This is a genomic window from Actinoplanes sp. NPDC026670 (assembly GCF_040638175.1).
Classification (GTDB): Bacteria; Actinomycetota; Actinomycetes; order Mycobacteriales; family Micromonosporaceae; genus Actinoplanes.
The window spans coordinates 20575-43042 of the sequence record NZ_JBEZXU010000042.1; the positions used below are offsets into that span (position 1 = coordinate 20575).

Consider the following 22468-nt stretch of genomic DNA (forward strand, 5'->3'; position numbering starts at 1 on the left):
CGAGAGGAATATCGATGTCTGACATAACGAAATCCGAGCTGGACCGTCGTAGCCTGCTGCGCCGTGCCGCTGCGGTCGGCCTGGCGGCGACCCCGGCGGTGGGCATGCTCAGCGCCTGTGTGGGTGGCGGCTCGGAGGAGAAGAACGACCAGGCCACCGGTACGAAGTCGGCGGACAACCCGCTCGGCATCGACACCAAGGCCCCGGTCGAGATCGTGATCTTCGACGGTGGTCTGGGCACCAAGTACGCCACCGACGTCGACACCCCGATGTACAAGAAGAAGTGGCCGGAGTCCGAGGTCAAGTACTCGGCCACCGAGCAGATCGCCACCACGATCAAGCCACGGCTGAACTCCGGCACCGCCCCCGACATGATCAACAACTCGGGCGCCGACATGATGGACTTCGGCGCCATCGTCAAGGCCGGCCAGGCGGCCGACCTGACCGACCTCTTCGCCGCGCCGTCGTTCGACGTCGCCGGCAAGACCGTCGCCGAGACGCTGGTCCCGGGCGCGATCGAGCAGGGCACCTACGACGTCGAGGGTGGCCGCAAGCCGTTCGCGGTGAACTACTCCTTCACCGTCTTCGGCATGTACTACAACAAGAAGCTGTTCGACAAGAACGGCTGGACCGTGCCGACCACGTGGGCCGACTTCACCGCCCTGTGCGACAAGATCAAGGCGGCCGGCATCACCCCGTTCGCCTACGCGGGCGCCAACGCCTCGTACTACATGGTCCGCGCGATCATGACCAGCGCCGCCAAGATCGGCACCGAGCAGGTCCTCAAGGACCTCGACAACCTGAAGCCGGGAGCCTGGACGGCGCCGGCCATCAAGCAGGCGGCCGAGGCGTGGGGCCAGATCGGCGTCAAGTACATGAACAAGAGCTTCCTCGGCCTGCGTCACACCGAGGTCCAGCTCCAGCAGAACCAGGACAAGGTCGCGTTCTACCCGTGCGGCTCGTGGCTGGAGAACGAGCAGGCCGCCAGCATCACGCCGAACTTCGAGTACGCGGTCGCGCCGTACCCGAGCGTCACCACCTCGGACCAGCTGCCGGCGACCGCGATCAACGCGGCCGCGGGTGAGATCTACTTCGCGTCGACCAAGGGCAGCAACGTCCAGGGCGGCAAGGAGTACCTGCGCGTCATGCTCTCCAAGGCTGCCGCGCTGGAGTTCACCAAGCTCACCAAGTCGCTCACCGTGGTCGCCGGCGCCGCCGACGGCCAGACCATCTCGCCCGGCCTGACCAGCGGTAACGACATGCTGACCAAGGCCGGCAAGGACATCTTCATGGGTTACCTCTGGGACACCTGGTACAAGAAGATGAACGACGCCTCGCTCGAGGCCGTCAATGCCCTGATGTTCAACGGCGGCGACGCGCAGAAGTTCTGCGACACGATGGAGAAGGTGGCCCAGGACGTGGCCAAGGACTCCTCGATCTCCAAGAACACCCGCGCCTGAGCGGCCCGGTAACCCCGCACCCCGAGCAGTAGGACGGTCGAGCGCCATGCGGCACGGCAAGTATCCCTTCATCATCGGTTTCCTTGCCGTGCCGGTGGCGCTCTACGCCATCTTCGTGGTGGGTGCCTATCTACAGATGTTCCAGCTGTCGCTGACCGACTGGTCCGGCTACGGAACGTTCAAGAACGTCGGCTTCGACAACTTCGTGAAGCTGTGGAACGACGAGGTCGTCTGGACCGCGCTGCGGCACAACGGCTATCTGCTGCTCCTGCTGCCGATCGTCACGATCGTGATCGCGCTGGTGTTCGCCTTCCTGCTCAACGTGGGCGGCGGGTCGAAGGGCGGAATGACCCAGGGCGTCTGGGGCTCCAAGGTCTACCGGGTGGTCTTCTTCTTCCCGCAGCTGCTGGCCCTGGCCCTGGTCGCGGTGATCTTCCAGCGGGTCTACGGCCCGGACAAGAGCGGCATGATCAACGGCCTGCTCCCGGACTCGTGGGAGCCCTGGCTGTTCCTTGCCGACGAGAACTGGGCGCTGACCTGCATCCTGATCGTGCTGATCTGGCAGGCGGTCGGCTTCTACGTGGTGCTCTTCTCGGCCGGCATGGGCTCGATCGGGCAGGAGATCTACGAGGCGGCCGCCCTGGACGGCGCCACCCGGATCACCCTGTTCTTCAAGATCACGATGCCCCTGCTCTGGGGCAACATCCAGGTCGCCTGGATCTACCTCGGTATCGCGGCCTTCGACGCCTTCGCGCTGGTCAACATCATGACGGTGAACCAGGGTGGCCCGAACAACTCGACCCAGGTGCTGAGCATGCAGATCTACCTCAACGCCTTCAAGTACTCCCAGGCCGGTTACGCCTCGGCGATCGGCGTCGTGTTGTTCTTCCTGGCCCTGAGCTTCGCCTGGCTGACCCTGCGGGTCACCCGCCGCGACAACGTCCAGGCCTGATCGGCCGAGAGGAGAGAAACGATCATGAAAACCACCACCCTCTCGGACGCGGCCCCGGTCGCGGAGACCCGGAGCGCGACAGGCGCCCCCGGTGAAGGCCGGCGGGTCAACCCGCTCGGCGGCGTGGCGCACCTGGCCCTGTTCCTCTGGGCGCTGGTCACCGTCGGGCCGCTGATCTGGGTCTTCCTGGCCTCGTTCAAGAGCAACGAGGAGATCTTCCTCGACGAGCCGTTCGGGCTGCCGCAGAGCTGGGCGCTCAACAACTTTGGTGACGCCTGGAGCGAGGCGCACATCGGCCAGTACTTCCTGAACAGCGTCTTCGTCGTGCTGATCAGCACGGCCGGCACCATGCTGCTCGGGTCGATGGCCGCCTATGTGCTGGCCCGCTACCGGTTCGCCGGCAACCGGTTCATCTACTACCTGTTCGTGTCCGGGCTGGCCTTCCCGACCTTCATGGCCCTGGCGCCGCTGTTCGGCATCGCCCAGTCGATGGGCCTGCTGGACTCGTACGTCGGCCTGATCCTGATCTACATCGCCTACTCGCTGTCCTTCACGGTCTTCTTCCTGGAGGCGTTCTTCCGGACGCTGCCGCACGAGATCGAGGAGGCGGCGACCGTGGACGGCGCCGGGCACATGCGCCGGTTCTTCCAGGTGATGATGCCGATGGCGAAATCCGGCCTGGTCAGCATCGCGATCTTCAACATCGTCGGCCAGTGGAACCAGTACCTGCTGCCGGTCGTGGTGATGCAGAGCGAGTCCAAGTACGTGCTCACCCAGGGCATCGCGAACATCAGCGTGTCGGCCGGTTACCAGGCCGAATGGGGCCAGCTGTTCGCCGCGCTCACGCTCTCCATCCTGCCGATGATCGTCGTCTACGCGATCTTCCAGCGGCAGATCCAGGCGGGTCTGACCTCTGGGGCGGTCAAATAACCGGTCGCAGAACTTGTCATACCCCCGGGTGACAATGGCCCGGTGCTGATAGCTGTGGTGCCCGACCCGGACGGCCCTGGTGGCCGTCTGGGTCGCGCCGTTTCGGGGGAGCTGTGGCACGTTCCCGACCTGGCCGCCGAGATCACCCGGCTGGAGGCCGCCGAGCAGCCACGCTGGCTCTGGGCCTCGACCGCCGGTATCTACCCACCCCTGCTGCGGGCCGGGGCCCGGGTGGCCCGCTGCCACGATCTGGAGCTCACCGAGGCGCTGCTGTCCGGCCATGCCGGCCGGTGGGGCGAGCCACGCGGTCTGGCCGCCGCCGTCGCCCGCCTGCGCGGCCTGCCGGTCCCTCCGGACCGGCCACGGCCGGATGCCGAGCCGCCCGGTTTCGCGCAGGTCGCCCTCTTCGATGCGGTCCCGGCCGATCATCCCGAGGTCAAAGACCTGATCGAGGTGTACGAGGAGCAGGCTCGCCGGATAGCCGAGACCGTCCATCCCGGCCGTTTCCGGATGCTGGTGGCCGCCGAGTCGGCAGGCGCCCTGATCGCCGCCGAGATGGGGCGCACCGGCCTGCCCTGGCGTCCTGATGTGCACGACGAGCTGCTGCGTGAGCTGCTCGGCCCGCCGCAGCCGATGGGCCCGCCCCGCCGTCTGGCCGAGCTGACCGCCGAGATCAACGCCGCGTTCGGCACCCACGGCCTGCACCCGGATCTGCCGGCCGAGGTGGTGAAGGCGTTCCACCGGGCCGGCATCGAGATCCCCAACACCAGGCGCTGGGTGCTGCGCCAGGTCGACCATCCGGCGGTGGCCCCGCTGCTGGAGTTCAAGGAGCTGTACCGGATCTGGACGGCGCACGGCTGGGCCTGGTGCGACGCCTGGGTGCGGGACGGCCGTTTCCGCCCGGAGTATGTGGCGGGTGGCGTGGTGTCCGGCCGCTGGGCGACCCGGGGCGGCGGCGCTCTGCAGGTGCCCAAGGTGGTCCGCCGGGCGGTGATCGCCGATCCGGGCTGGCGGTTCGTGGTGGCCGACGCCGGTCAGCTGGAGCCACGGGTGCTGGCCGCGGTCTCCGGTGACGGGCGGCTGGCGAAAGCGGCGGCGGCCGGCGATCTGTATGCGGCGCTGGCCACCGACTCGTTCGACGGTGACCGGGCCAAGGCCAAGATCGCCCTGCTCGGCGCCATGTATGGGCAGACCGGCGGCGACGCCATCCCGGCTCTGGCGGTGCTGCGGCGGCACTATCCGACGGCGTTCGAGTATGTGGAGGCCGCCGCCCGGACCGGTGAGGCGGGTGGCCTGGTCCGTTCCTGGCTGGGCCGCACCTGCCCGCCGGCGTCCGGCGCGTGGCGAGACGCCGGGTTGGACCCGCCGGACGAGGTGGCGCCCCCGCCGGGCCGGGCCCGGGGCCGCTTCACCCGCAACTTCGTGATCCAGGCCACAGCCGCCGAGTGGGCGCTGGTTCTGCTGGCCACGTTGCGGACCAGCCTGGCCGGCACCGAAGCGGAACTCGTCCTGTTCGTGCACGACGAGGTGGTGGTGCACTGTCCGGCGGACCAGGCCGAATCGGTGGCGGAGGCGGTCCGGGAGAGCGCGCTATCGGCGGGCCGGTTGCTGTTCGGCGACACCACGGTGCGTTTTCCTCTGGACGTCTCAGTGGTTGGTGCCTACGCCGACGCCAAATGAAAGAGTCGGTATCGTTGACGGTCCGGCCGAGAGGCGCTGCAGCGGGCCCGACACCCGTCACGCTCGACCGGTGAACCACCCGAAACAAGGGCGCCTCCGACTCACTATCGGAGGTGTTGGCGTTGACTCAGACCGTCACTCAGCTGCGCGAGCTGCTCGCCGAGCGGATTCTGGTGCTGGACGGCGCGTGGGGCACGATGCTCCAGGGCGCCAAGCTCTCCCCGGCGGACTACCGCAACGAGCTGATCCCGGCGGACCACCCGAAAGACGTCACGGGTGACCCTGACCTGCTCATCCTGACCCGGCCCGACGTCATCCTCGACGTCCACCGTCAGTATCTGGCGGCCGGCGCCGACATCACCACCACCAACACCTTCACCGCGACCAGCATCGCCCAGGCCGACTACGGGCTGGAGCACCTGGTCCGGGACATGAACGTGCAGGGCGCCCGGCTGGCCCGGCAGGCCGCCGACGAGGCTCAGGCCCGTGACGGGCGGCCCCGGTTCGTGGCCGGTTCGGTCGGCCCGCTCAACGTCACCCTGTCGCTGTCGCCGAAGGTCGAGGACCCGGCGTTCCGTGCGGTCACCTTCGACCAGGTCAAGGCGACCTACGCGGAGCAGATGTCGGCGCTGGCCGAGGGCGGCGTCGACCTGTTCCTGATCGAGACGATCTTCGACACGCTGAACGCGAAGGCGGCGATCGCGGCGGCCCGTGAGGTGGCGCCGGAGATCCCGCTGTGGATCTCCGTGACGATCGTGGACCTGTCCGGGCGTACCCTCTCGGGTCAGACCGTGGAGGCGTTCTGGCGGTCCATCGAGCGGGCCGAGCCGCTGGTCGTCGGGGTCAACTGTTCGCTCGGCGCGACCGAGATGCGCCCGCACGTGGCCGACCTGGCCCGCCTGTCGAACGTCTACGTGGCCTCGCACCCGAACGCGGGTCTGCCGAACGCGTTCGGCGGTTACGACCAGACCCCGGCCGAGACCGGTGAGCTGCTCCGCGGGTTCGCCGCGGACGGCCTGGTCAACCTGGTCGGCGGCTGCTGCGGCACCAGCCCGGCGCACATCGCGGCGGTCGCCGACGCGGTCCGTGGCGCGGCGCCGCGGGTGATCGCCCCGCCCGCCCCGACCACCCGGTTCAGTGGCCTGGAGCCGTTCGAGATCGGCCCGGACACCGGGTTCGTGATGATCGGCGAGCGGACCAACGTGACCGGTTCGGCCAAGTTCCGCCGGCTCATCGAGGCCGACGACCACCAGGCCGCCGTCGACGTGGCCCTGGAGCAGGTGCGCGGCGGCGCCAACCTGCTCGACGTCAACATGGACGCCGATCTGCTCGACAGCGAGCAGGCGATGGTCACCTTCCTCAACCTGATCGCGACCGAGCCCGAGGTGGCCCGGATCCCGATCATGATCGACAGCTCCAAGTGGAGCGTCCTCGAAGCCGGCCTCAAGTGCGTGCAGGGCAAGGGCGTGGTCAACTCGATCAGCCTCAAGGAGGGCGAGGAGGTCTTCCTCGAGCACGCCCGGCGGATCCGTGACTTCGGCGCCGGCGCGGTCGTGATGGCCTTCGACGAGCAGGGCCAGGCCGACACCACCGAGCGCAAGGTGGAGATCTGCGGGCGGGCCTACGACCTGCTGGTGGCCGACGGGTTCGACCCGAACGACATCATCTTCGACCCGAACGTGCTCGCGGTCGCGACGGGCATCGCCGAGCACAACGGGTACGCGAAGAACTTCATCGACGCGCTCCCGCTGATCAAGGCACGGTGCCCGGGCGCCCGTACCTCCGGTGGCATCTCGAACTTGTCCTTCGCCTTCCGCGGCAATGACATCGTGCGCGAAGCCATGCACTCGGCGTTCCTGTTCCACGCGGTCCGGGCCGGGCTCGACATGGGCATCGTCAACGCCGGCCAGCTCGCCGTCTACCAGGACATTCCGGCCGAGCTGCTGGAGCTGGTCGAGGACGTGATCTTCGACCGGCGCCCGGACGCCACCGACCGGCTGGTCACCTTCGCCTCCACGGTCACCGGCTCGGGCGCCAAGCGTGAGGTCGACCTGTCGTGGCGGGAGGCGCCGGTCGAGGAGCGGCTCAGCCACGCCCTGGTGCACGGCATCGTCGACTTCATCGAGGCCGACACCGAGGAGGCCCGGCTGAAACTGCCGCGCCCGCTCGACGTCATCGAGGGCCCGCTGATGACCGGCATGGGCGTGGTCGGCGACCTGTTCGGCTCCGGCAAGATGTTCCTGCCCCAGGTGGTCAAGAGCGCCCGCGTGATGAAGCGGTCGGTCGCCTACCTGCTGCCCTTCATGGAGGACGAGAAGGAGGCCGGCTCCCGCGGCCAGGGCAAGGTGGTCCTCGCCACGGTCAAGGGCGACGTCCACGACATCGGCAAGAACATCGTCGGCGTGGTCCTGGGCTGCAACAACTACGAGGTGATCGACCTCGGCGTGATGGTGCCGACCGCGAAGATCCTGGAGACCGCGATCGCCGAGGGCGCCGACGCGATCGGGCTGTCCGGCCTGATCACCCCGTCGCTGGACGAGATGGTCGCGGTCGGCGCCGAGATGCAGCGCCGCGGGATCAAGCTGCCGCTGCTGATCGGCGGCGCGACCACGTCGAAACAGCACACGGCGGTCCGGATCGCGCCCGCCTACGACGGATCGACGGTGCACGTGCTCGACGCGTCCCGGGTGGTCGGCGTGGTGTCCGACCTGCTCGATCCGGAGCGCGCGGTCAAGCTCGACGAGGCCAACCGCGACGAGCAGCAGCGCCTCCGCGAGCAGCACGAGCAGCGCCACTCCAAGCCGCTGCTCACCCTCGCCCAGGCTCGCGCCAACCGCGAGCAGATCAACTTCGAGGACCTTCCCAAACCCGACTTCACCGGCGTACGGGAGGTCGCACCCACCATCGCCGAGCTCCGTTCCATGATCGACTGGCAGTTCCTGTTCCTGGCCTGGGAGCTCAAGGGCAAGTACCCGGCCATCCTGGAACAGCCGGTCGCGCGGGAGCTGTTCGACGACGCCAACACGCTGCTCGACCAGATCATCGCGCAGGGGTCGTTCCAGGCCCGTGGCCTGTACGGCTTCTGGCCGGCGCACGCCGACGGCGACGACATCAAGCTGGACAACGGGACGTCGTTCCCGATGCTGCGCCAGCAGACCGAGAAGCCGGCCGGGCGGGCCAACCGCTGCCTCGCCGACTACATCGCCCCCTCCGGAGACCACCTGGGCGGGTTCGCGGTCGCCATCCACGGCGCCGACAAGCTGGCTGCCAAGTATGAGGCCGAGCACGACGACTACCGGGCCATCATGGTGAAGGCGCTGGCCGACCGTCTCGCCGAGGCGTTCGCCGAATACCTGCACCTCAAGGCCCGCCGTGAATGGTTCGAGCCGGACGCCCAGCCGCTGCTGGCCGACCTGCACGCCGAACGGTTCCGGGGCATCCGGCCGGCGCTCGGCTACCCGGCCTGCCCCGACCACAGCGAGAAACGCGACCTGTTCGAGCTGCTCGGCACGTCCGCCATCGGGGTCGCCCTCACCGAGTCGTACGCGATGACCCCGGCCGCCGCCGTCAGCGGCCTGATCTTCGCCCACCCGGAGGCGAAATACTTCACCGTCGGACGGCTCGCCAAGGACCAGATCGAGGACTATGCGGTACGCCGTGGCGTCCCGGTCGCCGAGGCCGAGCGCTGGCTGCGCCCCAACCTCGCCTACTCGATCGACTGAAACGTCGCGCCCGGTGGGCGCCTGCTCCGGGGTTCGCGCTCACCGTCGCTCTCCGCCTGGGCGCTCGCCGGTTTCCCGGGCTGGTCGTCACCGCTGTCTGGAGCGTTCTGAGACAGCGGTGACGACCAGCCGGTGTTCGGGGTGGCGGGGGTGTGTGAAGGTGAGGCGGTGATCGAGAACCGGGAGGTGCTGCGCCGCCTGCGGGAGCACGCCGAGCAGGTCGACGCCGGGCCGGAGACTGTCGAACGGATCACCGGGGTGGTGGCCGGGAATGCTGGACGGCTGGCCGACGCGCTACGGGAACTGCTCGGGAGTTTCCTGGACGAGCAGGACCACGACGGCCGGGACGTCACCGGCCTGCTGCTCGCTGACGTAGCCGGGGCGGCCGCACTGCCTGACCTGACGATGGCCGATGATCGGGATCTCGGTGACACCCCCTACCACCTGCGGGAACTGATCGACCAGATGCTCCGGGCCGAGCGGCCGGCGGCTCGGGAGGCGCTGCTCGGCATGATGACCGGCGGATCCGTCGATCAGTGCCGGGTCGCGCTGGACTGGATCGGGCCGGTGCTGACCGCCGCCGACGTCCCGCTGCTCGCCGCCTGTGCCACCCGGCCCGAACCGGAGATCCGGGTCCTGGCCGTCGAGGCGGTGCCCGAGCCGGGTACCGACGATCGGGCATATCAGCTGCTCACCGGCGCACTCCGGGACACCGATGGCGCGGTTCGTCTCGCCGCGGTCAGCCGGCTCGGAGAGGCACTCCGGCCCGAGAGCGTCGGGCCGCTCGCAACTCTCACCGCCGATTCGGATCCGCGGGTCCGTGCCCGGGCCGCCTACGCTCTGGGCCGGATCGGTGCGGCGTCAGGAGGTCGCACCGGTTCGGCGTCGGTAAGGGGCGGCCCCGGTTCGGTGGCCGGCGAACGTGGCTCTGGTTCGGTGGCGGCCGGAGGTGGCTCTGGTTCGGTGGCGGGCGGAGGTGGCTCTGGGGAGGCGGTGCTGCTGGCTGCGCTCGGGGTGTTCCTGCGGGACGAGGACGAGCGGGTCCGCGGGCGGGCCGGAGAGGCCCTCGGGGCGATCGGCGGTGATCCGGCCGTCGGCGTGCTGCTGAGCGAGGCGGTCGCCGCGGATCCGCGACAGCGGGTTCGTGCCGCGAAGGGGCTTGCGTACGTGGTCGACGACGACCCTCGGGCCGAACCGGTGATCCGGGGACTGGCCGCGGACCCGGACGCGTCGGTGCGGGCGGCCGTGCTCAGTGGGCTGGCCACCGTCGGTGACATCACTGGGCGGTGGAGCTCGCTCGTCGACGGGCTGGCGACGGATGCGGACGTGACCGTCCGCCATCGCGTCGTGGGAACTGTGGCGCACCTTCACCCGTACCCGCGGAAGGTTTTGAACGTGCTCGTCTCGGACCCGAGCGGGTTCGTGCGGGAGGCCGCTGTGACGACCCTTGCCAAGCTGCGCTGACGCCGGAGGCATCGAAGGCGTCACCGGCCCGGGGCGGTCCAGAACCGGTAGAGGTGATCGCCCGCGAAGTCCGTGCGGCGCCACCGCCCCGCCGACCGGCTCACACCGGCGGATCGGCTGCCGATCGGCCTGCGCCGGCGGCGGCCGTCGGCCTACTTGCTGGCCCAGACGTCCAGGTTGAAGCGCTCCAGGACGCTCGGGATGAACAGTCCGGCGATCGACAGCAGCGAGATGACCGTGAAGGCGGTGCGCAGGATGACCACCTCGACCTTGCCGCCGACTTTCACGGCCATGCTGTTCGGAATGCCGACCATCATCCACATGCGGCGCTTGATCGGGATCGGCCAGAGGATCGGCACGCCGTTCTTGGTGATCATGTCGCCCAGAATGTGCACGAAACAGCCCACCCCGACCGCCAGTCCCAACAGCGGATAACCGCGGCCGCTGGGCAGGTTGGCGGCGGTGAACCAGGCGATCGCCGCCGAAGCCAGGGTCACGATCACCCAGCCGGCCCGCTCGGCCCAGTCGTCGAACAGGCCGCGCAGCGCGAGACCACTCATGAAGAAGACGATCCCGATGACCGCCCAGTAGCCGTACTTGTCGGCCAGCGCGGTCGTGCCCCAGGCGAGCAGCGCGCAGAACGGCAGCGTGTGGGTGAACGTGCGGTGCCCGTTGTCACGGCGCGGGTCTCGCTTCAGCTTCGTCGCCGTGTAGACGCCGAGCGAGAACTTCTCCACCACCTCGGCCACGAACAGCGACGCCACACCGAACGTGCGGGCCACCGTCGCGCCACCCTGGTTGCGGGTGACCTTGCCGGACATGTCCAGGTCGGGCAGGAGCGCGCCGCCGGCACAGATCGCCGTGCCGACCGCCACCTCCAACGGCGACTGACTGATGTTGGCGAACTGGTCGAGCGCCCAACTGCCTGCCAGCCAGGCGGCCGCGCCGGATAGCGCGTGCGACGGACCCATCATGTGCGTTGTCCCTCCCCGAACAAAACTCGGCCACTGTGGCAGAGAGAACGGAGAAGATCAACGATCCGGTTGGCGTGTCGCGCGTGGGGTCGGCCACCCGACAGCGGCGATCAGTGCCGGTGGTGGTGGCCGAACGTGTACTCAGGGCGCCAGCGGCCGTAACGCGCGTGCTTGAACAGGCCCATCACCAGGAACGCCAGCGGGATGACGGGCCAGAAGAACGTGGAGTTGGACAGCATCCACACTCCGGTGAGGACGCCCGCGATGATCAGGATGAAGCTCGCGTGACGGCTCAGCGAACGGCGTGTCGCAGCCCGCCGCGCCGGGGTGCGGGCCAATGCCTGGCGGCCCCCGAACGGCAGGTCGGCGGTGAGCGGCGCCAGCTCGTCACGGAACTTGGAGGCGTACGCGATGGCCAGCCTCTCCTCGCCCTCGGACAGGTCGAGCCGGCCTTCGGCCATGGCCGCCCGCAGGATCTCGGCGGTCTCCTCCCGTTCCGCGTCGGACGTCCGCAGCCGGGCAGGTCCCTGGGTTTGCATGGCATCTCCTTCGACGGTTCTCTCGGGTACCGCTCCAGCATCGGCCGGTCAACGGCCGCCGGCGTCGGCCCGGGGAGGCATCCTTCCAGCGCATTCCGCGCCGTTTTTGATCTTTCTGGTACGCCCGGAGGAGTACGCGGGGATGCCGATGTGACACCAGGGGAGTACTTGCGATGCCCGCCCACGGGCCGATGCCGGGGCCGGGGCGGCTGACGTAGGTTCGGCTCATGAGGAATGTTGGCTGGTGGTGGGCGTCCGGTGACCCGGCGTGGCACTGGCGTCCCTCATCCCGGCATTCCCATCCGCGGCACCCCCATTCCCGGCGTTCCTCTTCCTGGCCGGCCGGGCAGCCGTGGCGGCGGTCCGTGCCGGAGCCGTGTGACGAGGCGGAGCCGTTCGCGACGTCCGGGCCGCCGTGGCGTCGCTCGCGGCGCAGCGGGCACAACGGCTGGCCGCCCGGCGCGGTGATCGCCGCCTCGATCTTCCACCTCGCCGGGTCGAATGATCTCGCCGACCGCGGCGGGGTCCACCTCACGTCGCCGGTGCTGTATTACCTGTTGCTGATCGCCGGCCCGGTCACGCTGTTCTGGAAACGCCGGGCCCCGCTCGCTGTCTTCGTGATCGCCGCGGCTGCCTCGCTCCTGTTCGCCACCCACGCCGATCCCTACTGGATGTATGCGGTGGCCCCCGCCCTGGCCCTGTTCGCGCTGGCCAAGTCCGGCCGGCGGACCGAGGCGGCGATCGGCGCGGCGGTCGCCTGGATGCTCTACCTGCTGCTCGACGTGGTCCTGGCCGGCCCGCTCGGCCTGCCCGCCGGGGTCACGCCCAGCCTGCGCGAGGCGGTCCTCGCCGGGGTCGGGCTGGGCGCGCCGGTGCTGGCCGGCACGGTGTCGAAGGTCCGGCACGAGCAGCTCGCCGCACTGGCCAGCGCCCGCGAGGAGCAGGAGCGGGCCAGCGCCGAACAGAAACGCCGCCAGGCGTCCGAGGAGAGGTTGCGGATGGCCCGGGAGTTGCACGACGTGCTCGGCCACCACCTGTCGCTGATCAACGTGCAGGCCGGAGTGGGCCTGCACCTGATGGACAGCCGCCCGGAACAGGCCCGTGAGGCCCTGTCCGCGATCAAGACGGCGAGCGCGGAGGCACTGCGTGAGGTGCGTTCCGTGCTGGGCGTCCTGCGGACCGAGGGGGAGGCGGCGCCCCGCCAGCCCGCGCTGGGCCTGAGCCGCTTGAGCGACCTGACCGCGGACGCCGGTTTCCCGGTCCGGACCGAGATCCTCGGCGAGCCCCGCGACCTGCCCGCCGAGGTCGACCGCGCCGCCTACCGGATAGTCCAGGAGTCCCTGACGAACGTCCGCAAGCACGCGGGCCCGGCCCCGGCCGCGTTCGTCGAGATCAGGCACACCCCGGCCGCCCTGCACCTGTCCATCACGAACACCGGCGCCCGCAGCGACGTCCCGCCCGCGGAGGGCTCGAGCGGCCTGACCGGAATGCGAGCCCGAGCCGAAAGCCTGGGTGGCTCCTTCACCGCCGGCCCGCTGGAGAGCGAGACCACCGGCTACCAGGTGACCGCAGTCCTCCCCATCCCGCCGATCCCTGCCGTCCGCACCCCCACGCTCCCTTCCACACCCACCCCGTCTCCCACCCCTGCCTCCGGGCGTGAATCGCCTGCCGTCCCCTTCCCTGCGCCCGCCGCCGAGTCGAGGCCAGGATCAGCTTCCGGGTCCTTCCCTCCTTCCGCTGCCGGTTCCGGGTCTGGATCGGCTTCCGCACTCACCGTTTCTCCCGCCCTTGATTCCGGATCTGGATCGGCTTCCGGCCCCTTCCGTTCTTCCGCTGCCGGTTCCGGGTCAGGATCGGCTTTCGCACCCCGCCTTTCTCCCGCCCCTGATTCCGGGTCGGCTCCGGTGGGTGGGAGTGTGGGGCCGGGGACCGGGCGGACGGGGGAGGCCGGATGATCTCGGTGGTGCTGGCGGATGATCAGGCGCTGGTCCGGGCCGGCTTCCGGGCGCTGCTCGACGCGGAACCGGGCATCGAGGTGGTCGGCGAGGCAGCTGACGGCCTGCGTGCGGTCGAGGTGGTCCGGGCCACCCGGCCGGATGTGGTGCTGATGGACATCCGGATGCCCGGCGTGGACGGGCTGGAGGCGACCCGCAGGATCGTCGCCGACCCGGATCTGGCCGCCACCCGGGTGGTCATCCTCACCACGTTCGAGCTGGACGAATACGTGTTCGAGGCGTTGCGGACCGGGGCTTCCGGGTTCCTGGTGAAGGACACCGAGCCGGTGGACCTGCTGCGCGGAGTGCGGGCGGTGGCCGCAGGCGACGGGCTGCTGTCGCCGAGCGTGACCCGGCGGGTGATCGGTTCGTTCACGGCCGAGGCCGTCGCACACGGCCGCCCACCCGAACCACCCCGCGACCTGGACCAGCTCACCGACCGGGAACGCGAAGTCCTGGCACTCGTGGCCGAGGGCCTGTCCAACGACGAGATCGCCGCCCGCCTGGTGATCAGCCCCGCCACCGCGAAGACCCACGTGAGCCGCACGATGATCAAACTAGGCGCTCGAGACCGGGCCCAACTGGTCGTCTACGCCTACGAGGCGGGCCTGATCCGCCCAGGCTGGCTAGGTTGATCAACGCAGCATTCGACCTGCCACCCTGGTGGAATCGGTGAGGCACTGATTGAGCGGCGGTGAGCCTCCACCGGTCCTGGGGGTGCCTTCCGTTACTTCGGAGCCTGTTGGAGAGCATGCGGAGTCGAGATCTGCGCCCGCCCGTCCCGGTCACGCCGGTTCTTGTTGATCGCGCCGGAGTTTCTTGGGTCAATTCTTGACCAGTCACGATGCAAGCTTCACTTCGGATGCGGCCAGCCCCGCAAAGCCGTGCCCCGAAACGACGAAGCTCGAGGGGCATGTCCGGCGTCGGCAGCGTCGATCAGCGCACACAGTCGCTGATCGTGGGCTTTTGTGATCGTCGGAGCGAGGGCGAGCGCATACGTTCGGCCGATCGTGGGCGTTCATCCATGCCGGGGCGACGACAGGAGCACGCACAGCGCCAACGTGTGCGCCTATCACCGTTCGACCCGCCGGACCTTGTCCGGCCGGCGTGTCTTCCTCATCGACGTTGTCCACCCGCGACCTCACCAGCCCGGCGGCGACGGCCCGTGACCCAGCCCGGCGGCGATGGCTCGTGCCGCTGGCCGTCGCTCAGCACGGTATTGCCGTGCGTATTCCAGTGGTCAGCGACGGCTGGCGGTGTCGGTCGTTGCCCGGCTAGGTGGGGCCGTGCGCTTTGGTCTCGGCCGTCGCCTGGCGTGGTAAAGGCGTGTGCATTCAGGTGCTGAGCGACGGCTCGTGGTCTTTGGCGTGATCGGGCTGGCAGGCCCTGACGCCGAAAGGTGCTCCAGACAGCGGGTGCGGGTCGGGTCGGCTTCAGGGGGTGGTGGTGCCGGCCAGGATGGAGCGGTTGCGGCCGGCTGCCTTCGCCGCATATAGGGCCTGGTCGGCGGCCCGGATCAGGGACTCCGGTTCGGTGCAGACGGCTCCGGTGGGGGCGGCCGACGAGGAAGCTCCGGCGCTCGTGGGGGAGGCGCTGGCGGCGGCTGCGGCTGTGGAGGTGCTGGTGGCAGCGGCTGCGAGGGCTGGGGCTGTGGGGGCTGGGGCTGTGGGGGCTGTGGCGGCGGCTGTGGCTGTGGAGGCGGAGCCGGTGGTGGTGGGCGGGGTGGCTTTGGTGGTGGGCGGGGTGGCTGTGGGGGGAAGAGGGCCGGTCGGGGTGGTGGCGGCCATGGGGGTGGTGGCGGCCATTGGAGTGGCAGGGGTGGTGGTGGCCATGGGGGTGGTGGGGATGGGGGTGGCCATGGTGGGGGCGGGGATGGTGGTGGCGGCGCCTACCGAGACGGTTACCGAGAGCAGGTCGCCGCCGATGTCGATGGGGAGGTCGGCCACCTCGGAGCGGAGGCGTTCGGCCATGGCGAACAGGTCGGTGGGGGCCGTGTGCGGGGCCAGCACCACGAACTCCTCGCCGCCGTATCGGGCCACCACCGCGCCCGCCCGGACCGCGGACGTCAAGCGGCGGGCCACCTCACGCAGGACCTGGTCGCCGGCCGGGTGGCCGTACCCATCGTTGATCTTTTTGAAGTGATCGACGTCGATGATCAGCAAGCCCAGGCCGTGGCCGGTCCGCAAGGCGCGGCGGCATTCGGTGGCGAGCGCCTCGGCGAAGAAGCGGCGGGTGCGCAAGCCGGTCAGGCCGTCCGTGACGGCGGCCCGGCGCTGGGCCGCGACCAGGCCCGACATCCTGGCCAGGACCAGCAGGAACATGACCGCGCAGGCGCCGCTGATCAGCGGCACGCTGGGTGGCTCGCCGCGCAGCCATTCGATGAACTGGACGCCCGGCGCCATCAGCACCGCCACCGCGAGGGCGCCGAGCCGGGACGGTGACGCGTCGGGCAGGGCGGTGGCGGTGCGCCTGTCGAAATGTCTGATGCCCGGGTGCAGGCCGGCCAGGCCGAGCAGGCCCAGCGAGAGCATCCACACGGCGTCGAGGTAGGCGTCGGTGACCGCCCCGCCGTCGGCGATCGCCGTGGCCAGGTAGGCGGTGTCCACGCCGAGCATCAGCGCCATGCTGGTGAGCAGCAGGTACAGGACCGGGCCGCGGGTTCCGGCACCCATCACGAGACGGACCGCGAGGATCAACAGCATCAGATCCAGCATCGGGTACGCCGACTGGGTGAGCTTCGCATTGAGCGGCAGCTCCGAGTCGGAGGTCAGTGGCTGGAGGATGTAGATCCAGCTGAGCAGCCCGGCGCTGATCGCGATGACCAGCGCGTCGATGGCGCTCGGCCCGTCCCAGCCGGGGGTGCGGCGCCGGATGAAGATCAGCACGGCGGCCGCGAACAGCAGGTAGTAGGCGAAGTAGACGATGTCGGCCGGGGTGGGTTCGAGGAACTCGCCGGACAGGTAGTCGTCGGCCACGCTCAGGCCGTCCGCGACGGCGTACAGCAACTGGGCGGCGGCCAGCAGGAACCAGCCGGCCCGGTGCGGCGGCCGGTGCCGGATCGTGCCGTAGAGGATCACGAGCGGCGTCGCCACGCTGATCACCATGTACGGCGCCACGGTCAGCAGGTACTCCGACTCGGACGTGCCGAGGAGGACACGCAGCACCACGCAGCCCGCCAGCACCACGAGCCACGCGACCCCGGTCCACCGATCACGTCCCATCAGTGGAGCATCCCCGGAGTCGGGTGCGGTACGGGTGCGATCGGCTGACCCGCAGGTGTCAGAGCCGCCGGGCGCGCAGGTGCTCGGCCACCGACCAGGCCTGGAACGGGCAGCCGGTGGCCCGGTGCGGCGGGTCGCCGTCGGCGGTCTCCGAGATCGAGCCGAGGCCGTGCTCGGACAGGTGGCCCTCGATGTCGGCGAGCACGTCGGCGCCGCTCGCGCCGACCCGGTGCAGCGCGGTCACCCAGGGCCCGGTCAGCCACGGCCAGACGGTTCCGGTGTGGTACGCGGAGTCCCGCTCGCCCGGGGCGCCACGGTGCCGGCCGGTGTACCCGAGTTCACCCGGCGCCAGGCTGCGCGGCCCGAGCGGGGTGAGCAGCGCCGCGCCGAGCCGGTCGAGGGCGGCGTGGTCCGGGCGGGCCGGGGCGTGCGGCAGCGACCAGGCCAGCAGCTGGTTGGGGCGCAGCACCGGATCCTCGCCGGCGCCGCCGACCACGTCGTGCAGCAGGCCGCCGGGCGCCGGATAGTGCCGGCTGAACCCCTCCCGGGCCTGCGGGCAGGCGCGTTCGGCCGGGCCGGGCGGGATCCCGGTACGGGCGGACAGCTCCAGCACGGTCGCCAGCCCGTTGATCCACAGCGCGTTGACCTCGACCGGCTTGCCCGTGCGGGCGGTCACCGGAACCCCGTCGACGCGGGCGTCCATCCAGGTCAGGGCGTGCCCGGGGGCGCCCGCGCGGAGCAGCCCGTCGGCCGGGTCGGCGCGGATCCCGAACCTGGTGCCGGACAGGTGGTAGGTGACCACGTCGCGCAGCAGCGGCAGCATCTCGGCGGCCAGGTCGTCGTCGCCGGTCTGTGCGACATGCCGCCCGATCGCGTGCAGGAACCAGAGCGTGCCGTCGACGGTGTTGTACTCGACCTTGCCGGTGTCCGCGGTGTTCGCGAGCATCCCCTCGGAGAGCGTGCCGGCGTAGGCGCGCAGCAGGTCGCGTCCCTGTTCGGCCCGGTTCGTGGCCAGGAACAGCCCCTCGTAGCTGATCATCGTGTCCCGGGACCACGACCCGAACCACGGGTACCCGGCCACCACGTCCGGCCCGTTCGAGGTGTGCACCACGAACGCGTCGGCGGCCAGCGCCAGTGTCGCCTGTGTCCCGTCGGCGGGTTCGGCGGCCGCGACGACGGCCCGGTTCCGGGCGCGGGCGGCGGTCACGGCCGTGCCCGCCGGTGGTGGCTGATCGTCCAGCTCGCCGGCCCACGCGGACACCTCGGCGATCTCTCCGGGACGGCGTAGTTCGGCGTGGAAGCTTCCCGCGTACCACAGGTCCTCGGTCGAATTGAGGCCTCGCTCGTCCTCGGTCCGGTGACGGACGTCGCGGAACCATTCGCCGCGCGGGGTGAAGCCGGGCCCGCTGAGACGGTAGGCGTCCTCGACCACGCAGCCGTCGGCTGTCGCGGCGACCGCCGGAGGCGGGCCGTCCGCGGTCCGTTCGCCGTGCGCGTCCCGCCAGGTGCAGAGGGCTTCCAGGGTGAGCCGGACCGGGCCGCCGGCGACCAGCCGGTGGGTGATCGCGATCGCGGGCCGGCCGTGCACGGCGGCGATCTCCCGTTCGATGACCACCCCGCCGAGCCGCCACCGCCACCGGGGCACCCCGTCGATCAGCGTGAAGCCGGCCAGCAGCCGGTGCCCGGCCGGGGCGATCGCGCCGTCCGCCCACTCGTGCACGGCGAGCCGGACGACCGCGCCGGACGGCAGGGTGACGACCGGATCGAGGGAGGCGAGTCCCATTCTCCGGGAGGCCGGTGTGTCCCCGGCCACCACCAGCAGGCCGTGATAGCGGCGGGTTCGCAGGCCGCTGACCGTTCCCATGGCATAGCCGCCGACCCCATCGGGTACCAACCACTCCCGTGTGGCGCCCTCGTTGAGGCGGGCGCAGACCTGAGGACCGAAAGTGATCGGGTGGACCGTGGACACGGAGAAACCCCTAATCGCGCGGAGCCTTACACACTTGACACATCAGCGTGACAGTCTCAGTGTGATCGACTCCGGGATTTCGGTTAGTGGGGGTGAGAACGGACGTGTCGGAGCGGGTTCGCTTGGGCCAGGCCGATTCCGGAGAGCAGCCCTGGCGGGCGTGGGGTCCATACCTCGCCGAGCGCGCCTGGGGCACGGTCCGCGAGGACTACAGCGAACACGGCACGGCGTGGGACTACTTCCCGCACGACCATGCGCGCTCCCGGGCGTACCGCTGGAACGAGGACGGCATGGCCGGCCTCTGCGACGACCGGCAGACGTTCGCCTTCGCCCTGGCTCTGTGGAACGGTAAGGACCCGATCCTCAAGGAGCGGATGTTCGGCCTCGGCGGCGACGGCGGCAACCACGGCGAGGACGCCAAGGACTACTGGTGGTACCAGGACTCCACACCCACCCACTCGTGGATGCGCTGGCGTTACCACTACCCGCAGGCCGCGTTCCCGTACGACCAGCTGGTCCGGGTCAACGGCGCCCGCACCCGCAACGAGTCGGAGTACGAGCTCGTCGACACCGGCATCTTCGACCACGACCGGTTCTGGGCGGTCACCGTCGACTACGCCAAGGCCGGGCCGACCGACATCTGCATCGCCATCACGATCAGCAACCGCGGCCCCGACCCGGCGATCCTGCACGTGCTGCCCACCCTGTGGTTCCGCAACACCTGGTCGTGGGGGCTGCCCAACCGGCAGGCGCCGACCATGACCGGCACCCCCGGCCGGCTCGACGGGCGGCACCGGTCACTCGGCCACATCACCCTCGACGGGCAGGGCGCGCCGGTCGCGCTGATGTGCGACAACGAGACGAACGCGCAGCGCCTGTGGGGGCTGCCGGGGCGCAGCCCGTACCCGAAGGACGGCATCAACGACCACCTGATCCACCGCACCCCGACGGTCAACCCGAACGGGGTGGGCACCAAGGGGGCGCTGCACTACCGACTGTGGATGGGGGCGGGCGAAACCCGTACCCTCCGATTGCGGTTGACCCAGAGTGACCGCCCGATGCCTCCCGCGGACCTGGGGGACGGCTGGGCCGAGGTGATGGCCGCGCGCAGCGCGGAAGCCGACGACTTCTTCGCCGAGGTGCTGCCGGACGCGGCGACCGACGCCGAGAAGGACGTCGCCCGGCAGGCCGTCGCCGGTCTCATGTGGGGCAAGCAGTTCTACCACTTCGACGTGAAGCAGTGGCTGCACGGCGATCCCGGCAACGCGCCGCCGCCACCGGGCCGGCGCTACGGGCGCAACAACAGCTGGTGGCACATGAACAGCTTCGACGTCATCAGCATGCCCGACCCGTGGGAGTACCCCTGGTACGCCGCGTGGGATCTGGCGTTCCACTGTGTCAGCATCGCGCGCGTCGACCCCGGATTCGCGAAGTCCCAGCTCCTGCTGCTGCTCCGCGAGTGGTACATGCACCCCAACGGCCAGATTCCGGCGTACGAGTGGTCGTTCTCCGACGTCAACCCGCCCGTGCACGCGTGGGCGGCGCTCCAGGTGTTCCAGATCGACGGCGGCCGGGACTTCGACTTCCTGTCCCGGGTGATGCACAAACTGCTGCTCAACTTCACCTGGTGGGTCAACCGCAAGGACGTCGGCGGCAACAACGTCTTCGAGGGCGGCTTCCTCGGCCTCGACAACGTCGGCCCGTTCGACAGGTCGGCGGCGCTGCCCGTCGCCGGTGTGCTCGAACAGTCCGACGGCACCGGCTGGATGGCCATGTACGCGCTCAACCTGCTCGACATGGCGATCATCCTGGCCCTGCACGACCGGGCCTACGAGGACATGGCCACCAAGTTCTTCGAGCACTTCACGTACATCGCCGAGGCCGCGTACCGGCAGGGGCTCTGGGACGACGAGGACAGCTTCTTCTACGACGTGCTGCGCCTGCCCGACGGCCACAAGGTGCCGCTCAAAGCGCGCTCCATCGTCGGCCTGCTGCCGCTCGCCGCCACCACCCGGCTCACCTCGGAGACCCTCAACCGGCTGCCCGAGATCAGCGCCCGGGTCCGCTGGATGCTCCACCACCAGGGCGACTTCGGCGACGTGATCAGCGCGCGGCGCCTCGGCGGCGCCGACCGGCGCCAACAGCGCCTCCTCAGCATGGTGGGCCAAGACCAATTGCTGCGGATCCTGGCCCGGCTGCTGGATCCGGAGGAATTCCTTTCGCCGTACGGCCTGCGCACCCTGTCCCGAGCGCATCTAGACAAGCCGTTCACCGTGTCGCTCGGCGGCTCGGATTTCACCGTCGGCTACGAGGCGGCCGAGAGCACCAGCGGGCTGTTCGGCGGCAACTCGAACTGGCGCGGGCCGGTCTGGATGCCGGTCAACTACCTGCTCATCCAGGCGCTCCGGGAGTACGCCGAGTTCTACGGCGACGACCTGAAAGCCGAATACCCGACCGGATCACAGTGTAAGGCCGGGCTCACCGAGATCGCCGACGACCTGTCCCGGCGGCTGATCGGCCTGTTCGTGCCCGACCCGGAGACCGGGCGGCGGCCCATCTACGGCGCCACCGAACTCTTCCAGACCCACCCGGACTGGAAGGACCTGATCGTCTTCCCGGAGTACTTCAACGGCGACAACGGGGCCGGGCTCGGAGCCTGGCACCAGACCGGCTGGACCGCGCTGGTCATCGACCTCGTCTTCAATCTCCGGCGGCCCCCGGGCGAGTAAAGATCGACATTTGTCGCTAAAGTGGCCCACTCGTACGCCCGGCCGGTGCCGGGTCTCAACGGGGAGGCGACCTTTGAAGAAGCTCATCGTGCTCATCGCGGCCGGAGTGCTGGCGGCGTCCGGCTGCGCGAACTCGCCGGGCGGTGACTCCGGCTCCACCTCGGGCGCGGCTCCCGGAACCGCCCGGAAGGACGCGGCCGCCGCGCTCACCTCGGCCGCAACCGAGCTGCAGAAGGACACCTACAAGACCACCGTGAACCTCGGTGACCAGGGCACGATGACCGGCGTCGCCGACCCGGCGAGCAAGAACGCCGAGTTCGTCATGGAGAGCACCTCGGCCGGCGCCGAGGGCACCACCACCCTGCGGGTCGTCGACGGAGTCACCTACATCAAGATCGCGCTGAAGGAATCGGGTGGGCTGCCCGGCTTCGACGGCAAGAAGTGGCGCAAGCTGGACAGCTCCGGCGAGCTCGGCACCCTCGGAAACTTCGACGCCACCCAGATGACCAAGAGCCTCGACTCGGCGGCCGAGGTCGCGTGGGTCGACGACGACACCGTCAAGGGCACCATCGACCTGGCCAAGTCGGCCAAGCAGCTCGGCCTCGGCACCGAGGTGCTCGGCAAACTGCCCACCACGAAACTGCCGTTCCAGGCCGACATCGACGGCGACGGGCGTCTCGTCGCCTACAAGTTCACGATGCCGGCGGTCGGGTCGCAGGCGGCCTACGACTTCGACATGAAGTACTCCGACTTCGGCACCCCGGTGAACCTGAAGGCCCCGGCCGCCAAGGACATCATGGCCTCCTGACGACCCGGCCCGGGCCCGCGGGCTGT

The 22468-nt window shown here is 70.0% G+C and carries 14 protein-coding genes; 10 read left to right on the forward strand and 4 right to left on the reverse strand.

Annotated elements, in window-relative coordinates; all coding sequences use genetic code 11:
- The first annotated feature begins 14 nt into the window (after positions 1-14).
- From ngcE to AB0E94_RS33580, 6 genes are all read left to right on the forward strand, one after another.
- A complete protein-coding gene (ngcE, locus tag AB0E94_RS33555) occupies positions 15-1460 on the forward strand; it encodes an N-acetylglucosamine/diacetylchitobiose ABC transporter substrate-binding protein (protein WP_360334774.1) in 1446 nt (481 codons plus the stop codon).
- 46 nt (positions 1461-1506) lie between these two features.
- Positions 1507-2412 carry a sugar ABC transporter permease gene (locus AB0E94_RS33560; RefSeq protein ID WP_360334777.1) on the forward strand — a complete coding sequence of 302 codons (906 nt, stop codon included), beginning with the start codon at positions 1507-1509 and terminating at the stop codon, positions 2410-2412.
- A 24-nt stretch (positions 2413-2436) separates the two neighbouring features.
- Positions 2437-3342, forward strand: coding sequence for a carbohydrate ABC transporter permease (locus AB0E94_RS33565; protein WP_360334780.1), 906 nt, complete (start codon positions 2437-2439; stop codon positions 3340-3342).
- Positions 3343-3384: 42 nt separating this feature from the next.
- Positions 3385-5022: a bifunctional 3'-5' exonuclease/DNA polymerase gene (locus AB0E94_RS33570; RefSeq protein ID WP_360334783.1), complete on the forward strand. Its 1638-nt coding sequence runs from the start codon at positions 3385-3387 to the stop codon at positions 5020-5022.
- Between the two features lie 122 nt (positions 5023-5144).
- A complete protein-coding gene (metH, locus tag AB0E94_RS33575) occupies positions 5145-8744 on the forward strand; it encodes a methionine synthase (RefSeq protein ID WP_360334786.1) in 3600 nt (1199 codons plus the stop codon).
- 168 nt (positions 8745-8912) lie between these two features.
- A complete protein-coding gene (locus AB0E94_RS33580) occupies positions 8913-10208 on the forward strand; it encodes a HEAT repeat domain-containing protein (protein ID WP_360334789.1) in 1296 nt (431 codons plus the stop codon).
- Between the two features lie 152 nt (positions 10209-10360).
- Here AB0E94_RS33580 and AB0E94_RS33585 read toward each other — a convergent pair whose 3' ends face one another.
- Complete coding sequence (locus tag AB0E94_RS33585) at positions 10361-11182, reverse strand: metal-dependent hydrolase (protein ID WP_360334792.1); 822 nt, start codon at positions 11180-11182, stop codon at positions 10361-10363.
- A gap of 110 nt (positions 11183-11292) precedes the next feature.
- Positions 11293-11721 carry a DUF1707 domain-containing protein gene (locus AB0E94_RS33590; protein ID WP_360334795.1) on the reverse strand — a complete coding sequence of 143 codons (429 nt, stop codon included), beginning with the start codon at positions 11719-11721 and terminating at the stop codon, positions 11293-11295.
- Positions 11722-12086: 365 nt separating this feature from the next.
- Between AB0E94_RS33590 and AB0E94_RS33595 the strand changes: the two genes are divergently transcribed.
- On the forward strand, positions 12087-13676 hold the full coding sequence (locus AB0E94_RS33595; protein ID WP_360334798.1) for a sensor histidine kinase: 1590 nt from the start codon (positions 12087-12089) through the stop codon (positions 13674-13676).
- Complete coding sequence (locus AB0E94_RS33600; RefSeq protein WP_360334801.1) at positions 13673-14350, forward strand: response regulator transcription factor; 678 nt, start codon at positions 13673-13675, stop codon at positions 14348-14350. The genes AB0E94_RS33595 and AB0E94_RS33600 overlap by 4 nt, the downstream gene beginning before the upstream one ends.
- A 798-nt stretch (positions 14351-15148) precedes the next feature.
- Here AB0E94_RS33600 and AB0E94_RS33605 read toward each other — a convergent pair.
- Together AB0E94_RS33605 and AB0E94_RS33610 are read right to left on the reverse strand one after the other, a co-directional pair.
- Positions 15149-16936 carry a GGDEF domain-containing protein gene (locus tag AB0E94_RS33605; RefSeq protein WP_360334804.1) on the reverse strand — a complete coding sequence of 596 codons (1788 nt, stop codon included), beginning with the start codon at positions 16934-16936 and terminating at the stop codon, positions 15149-15151.
- Positions 16937-16994: 58 nt separating this feature from the next.
- Positions 16995-18905 (reverse strand): amylo-alpha-1,6-glucosidase, encoded by a 1911-nt coding sequence (locus AB0E94_RS33610; RefSeq protein WP_360334807.1) that lies wholly within the window; start codon positions 18903-18905, stop codon positions 16995-16997.
- 104 nt (positions 18906-19009) lie between these two features.
- On the opposite strand from AB0E94_RS33610, the gene AB0E94_RS33615 reads away from it, so the two are divergent.
- Positions 19010-21634 (forward strand): glucosidase, encoded by a 2625-nt coding sequence (locus AB0E94_RS33615; RefSeq protein ID WP_360334810.1) that lies wholly within the window; start codon positions 19010-19012, stop codon positions 21632-21634.
- A gap of 73 nt (positions 21635-21707) precedes the next feature.
- Positions 21708-22442, forward strand: a complete 735-nt coding sequence (locus AB0E94_RS33620; RefSeq protein WP_360334813.1) for a hypothetical protein — start codon at positions 21708-21710, stop codon at positions 22440-22442.
- Positions 22443-22468 lie beyond the last annotated feature (26 nt).

Excerpts from the sequence above, each read along its gene's own strand:
- AB0E94_RS33590 (WP_360334795.1), bottom strand. The coding sequence starts at position 11,721 with ATGCAAACCCAGGGACCTGCCCGGCTGCGGACGTCCGACGCGGAACGG.
- AB0E94_RS33600 (WP_360334801.1), top strand. The coding sequence starts at position 13,673 with ATGATCTCGGTGGTGCTGGCGGATGATCAGGCGCTGGTCCGGGCCGGC.
- AB0E94_RS33605 (WP_360334804.1), bottom strand. The coding sequence starts at position 16,936 with ATGGGACGTGATCGGTGGACCGGGGTCGCGTGGCTCGTGGTGCTGGCG.
- AB0E94_RS33565 (WP_360334780.1), top strand. The coding sequence starts at position 2,437 with ATGAAAACCACCACCCTCTCGGACGCGGCCCCGGTCGCGGAGACCCGG.
- AB0E94_RS33585 (WP_360334792.1), bottom strand. The coding sequence starts at position 11,182 with ATGATGGGTCCGTCGCACGCGCTATCCGGCGCGGCCGCCTGGCTGGCA.
- ngcE (WP_360334774.1), top strand. The coding sequence starts at position 15 with ATGTCTGACATAACGAAATCCGAGCTGGACCGTCGTAGCCTGCTGCGC.
- AB0E94_RS33560 (WP_360334777.1), top strand. The coding sequence starts at position 1,507 with ATGCGGCACGGCAAGTATCCCTTCATCATCGGTTTCCTTGCCGTGCCG.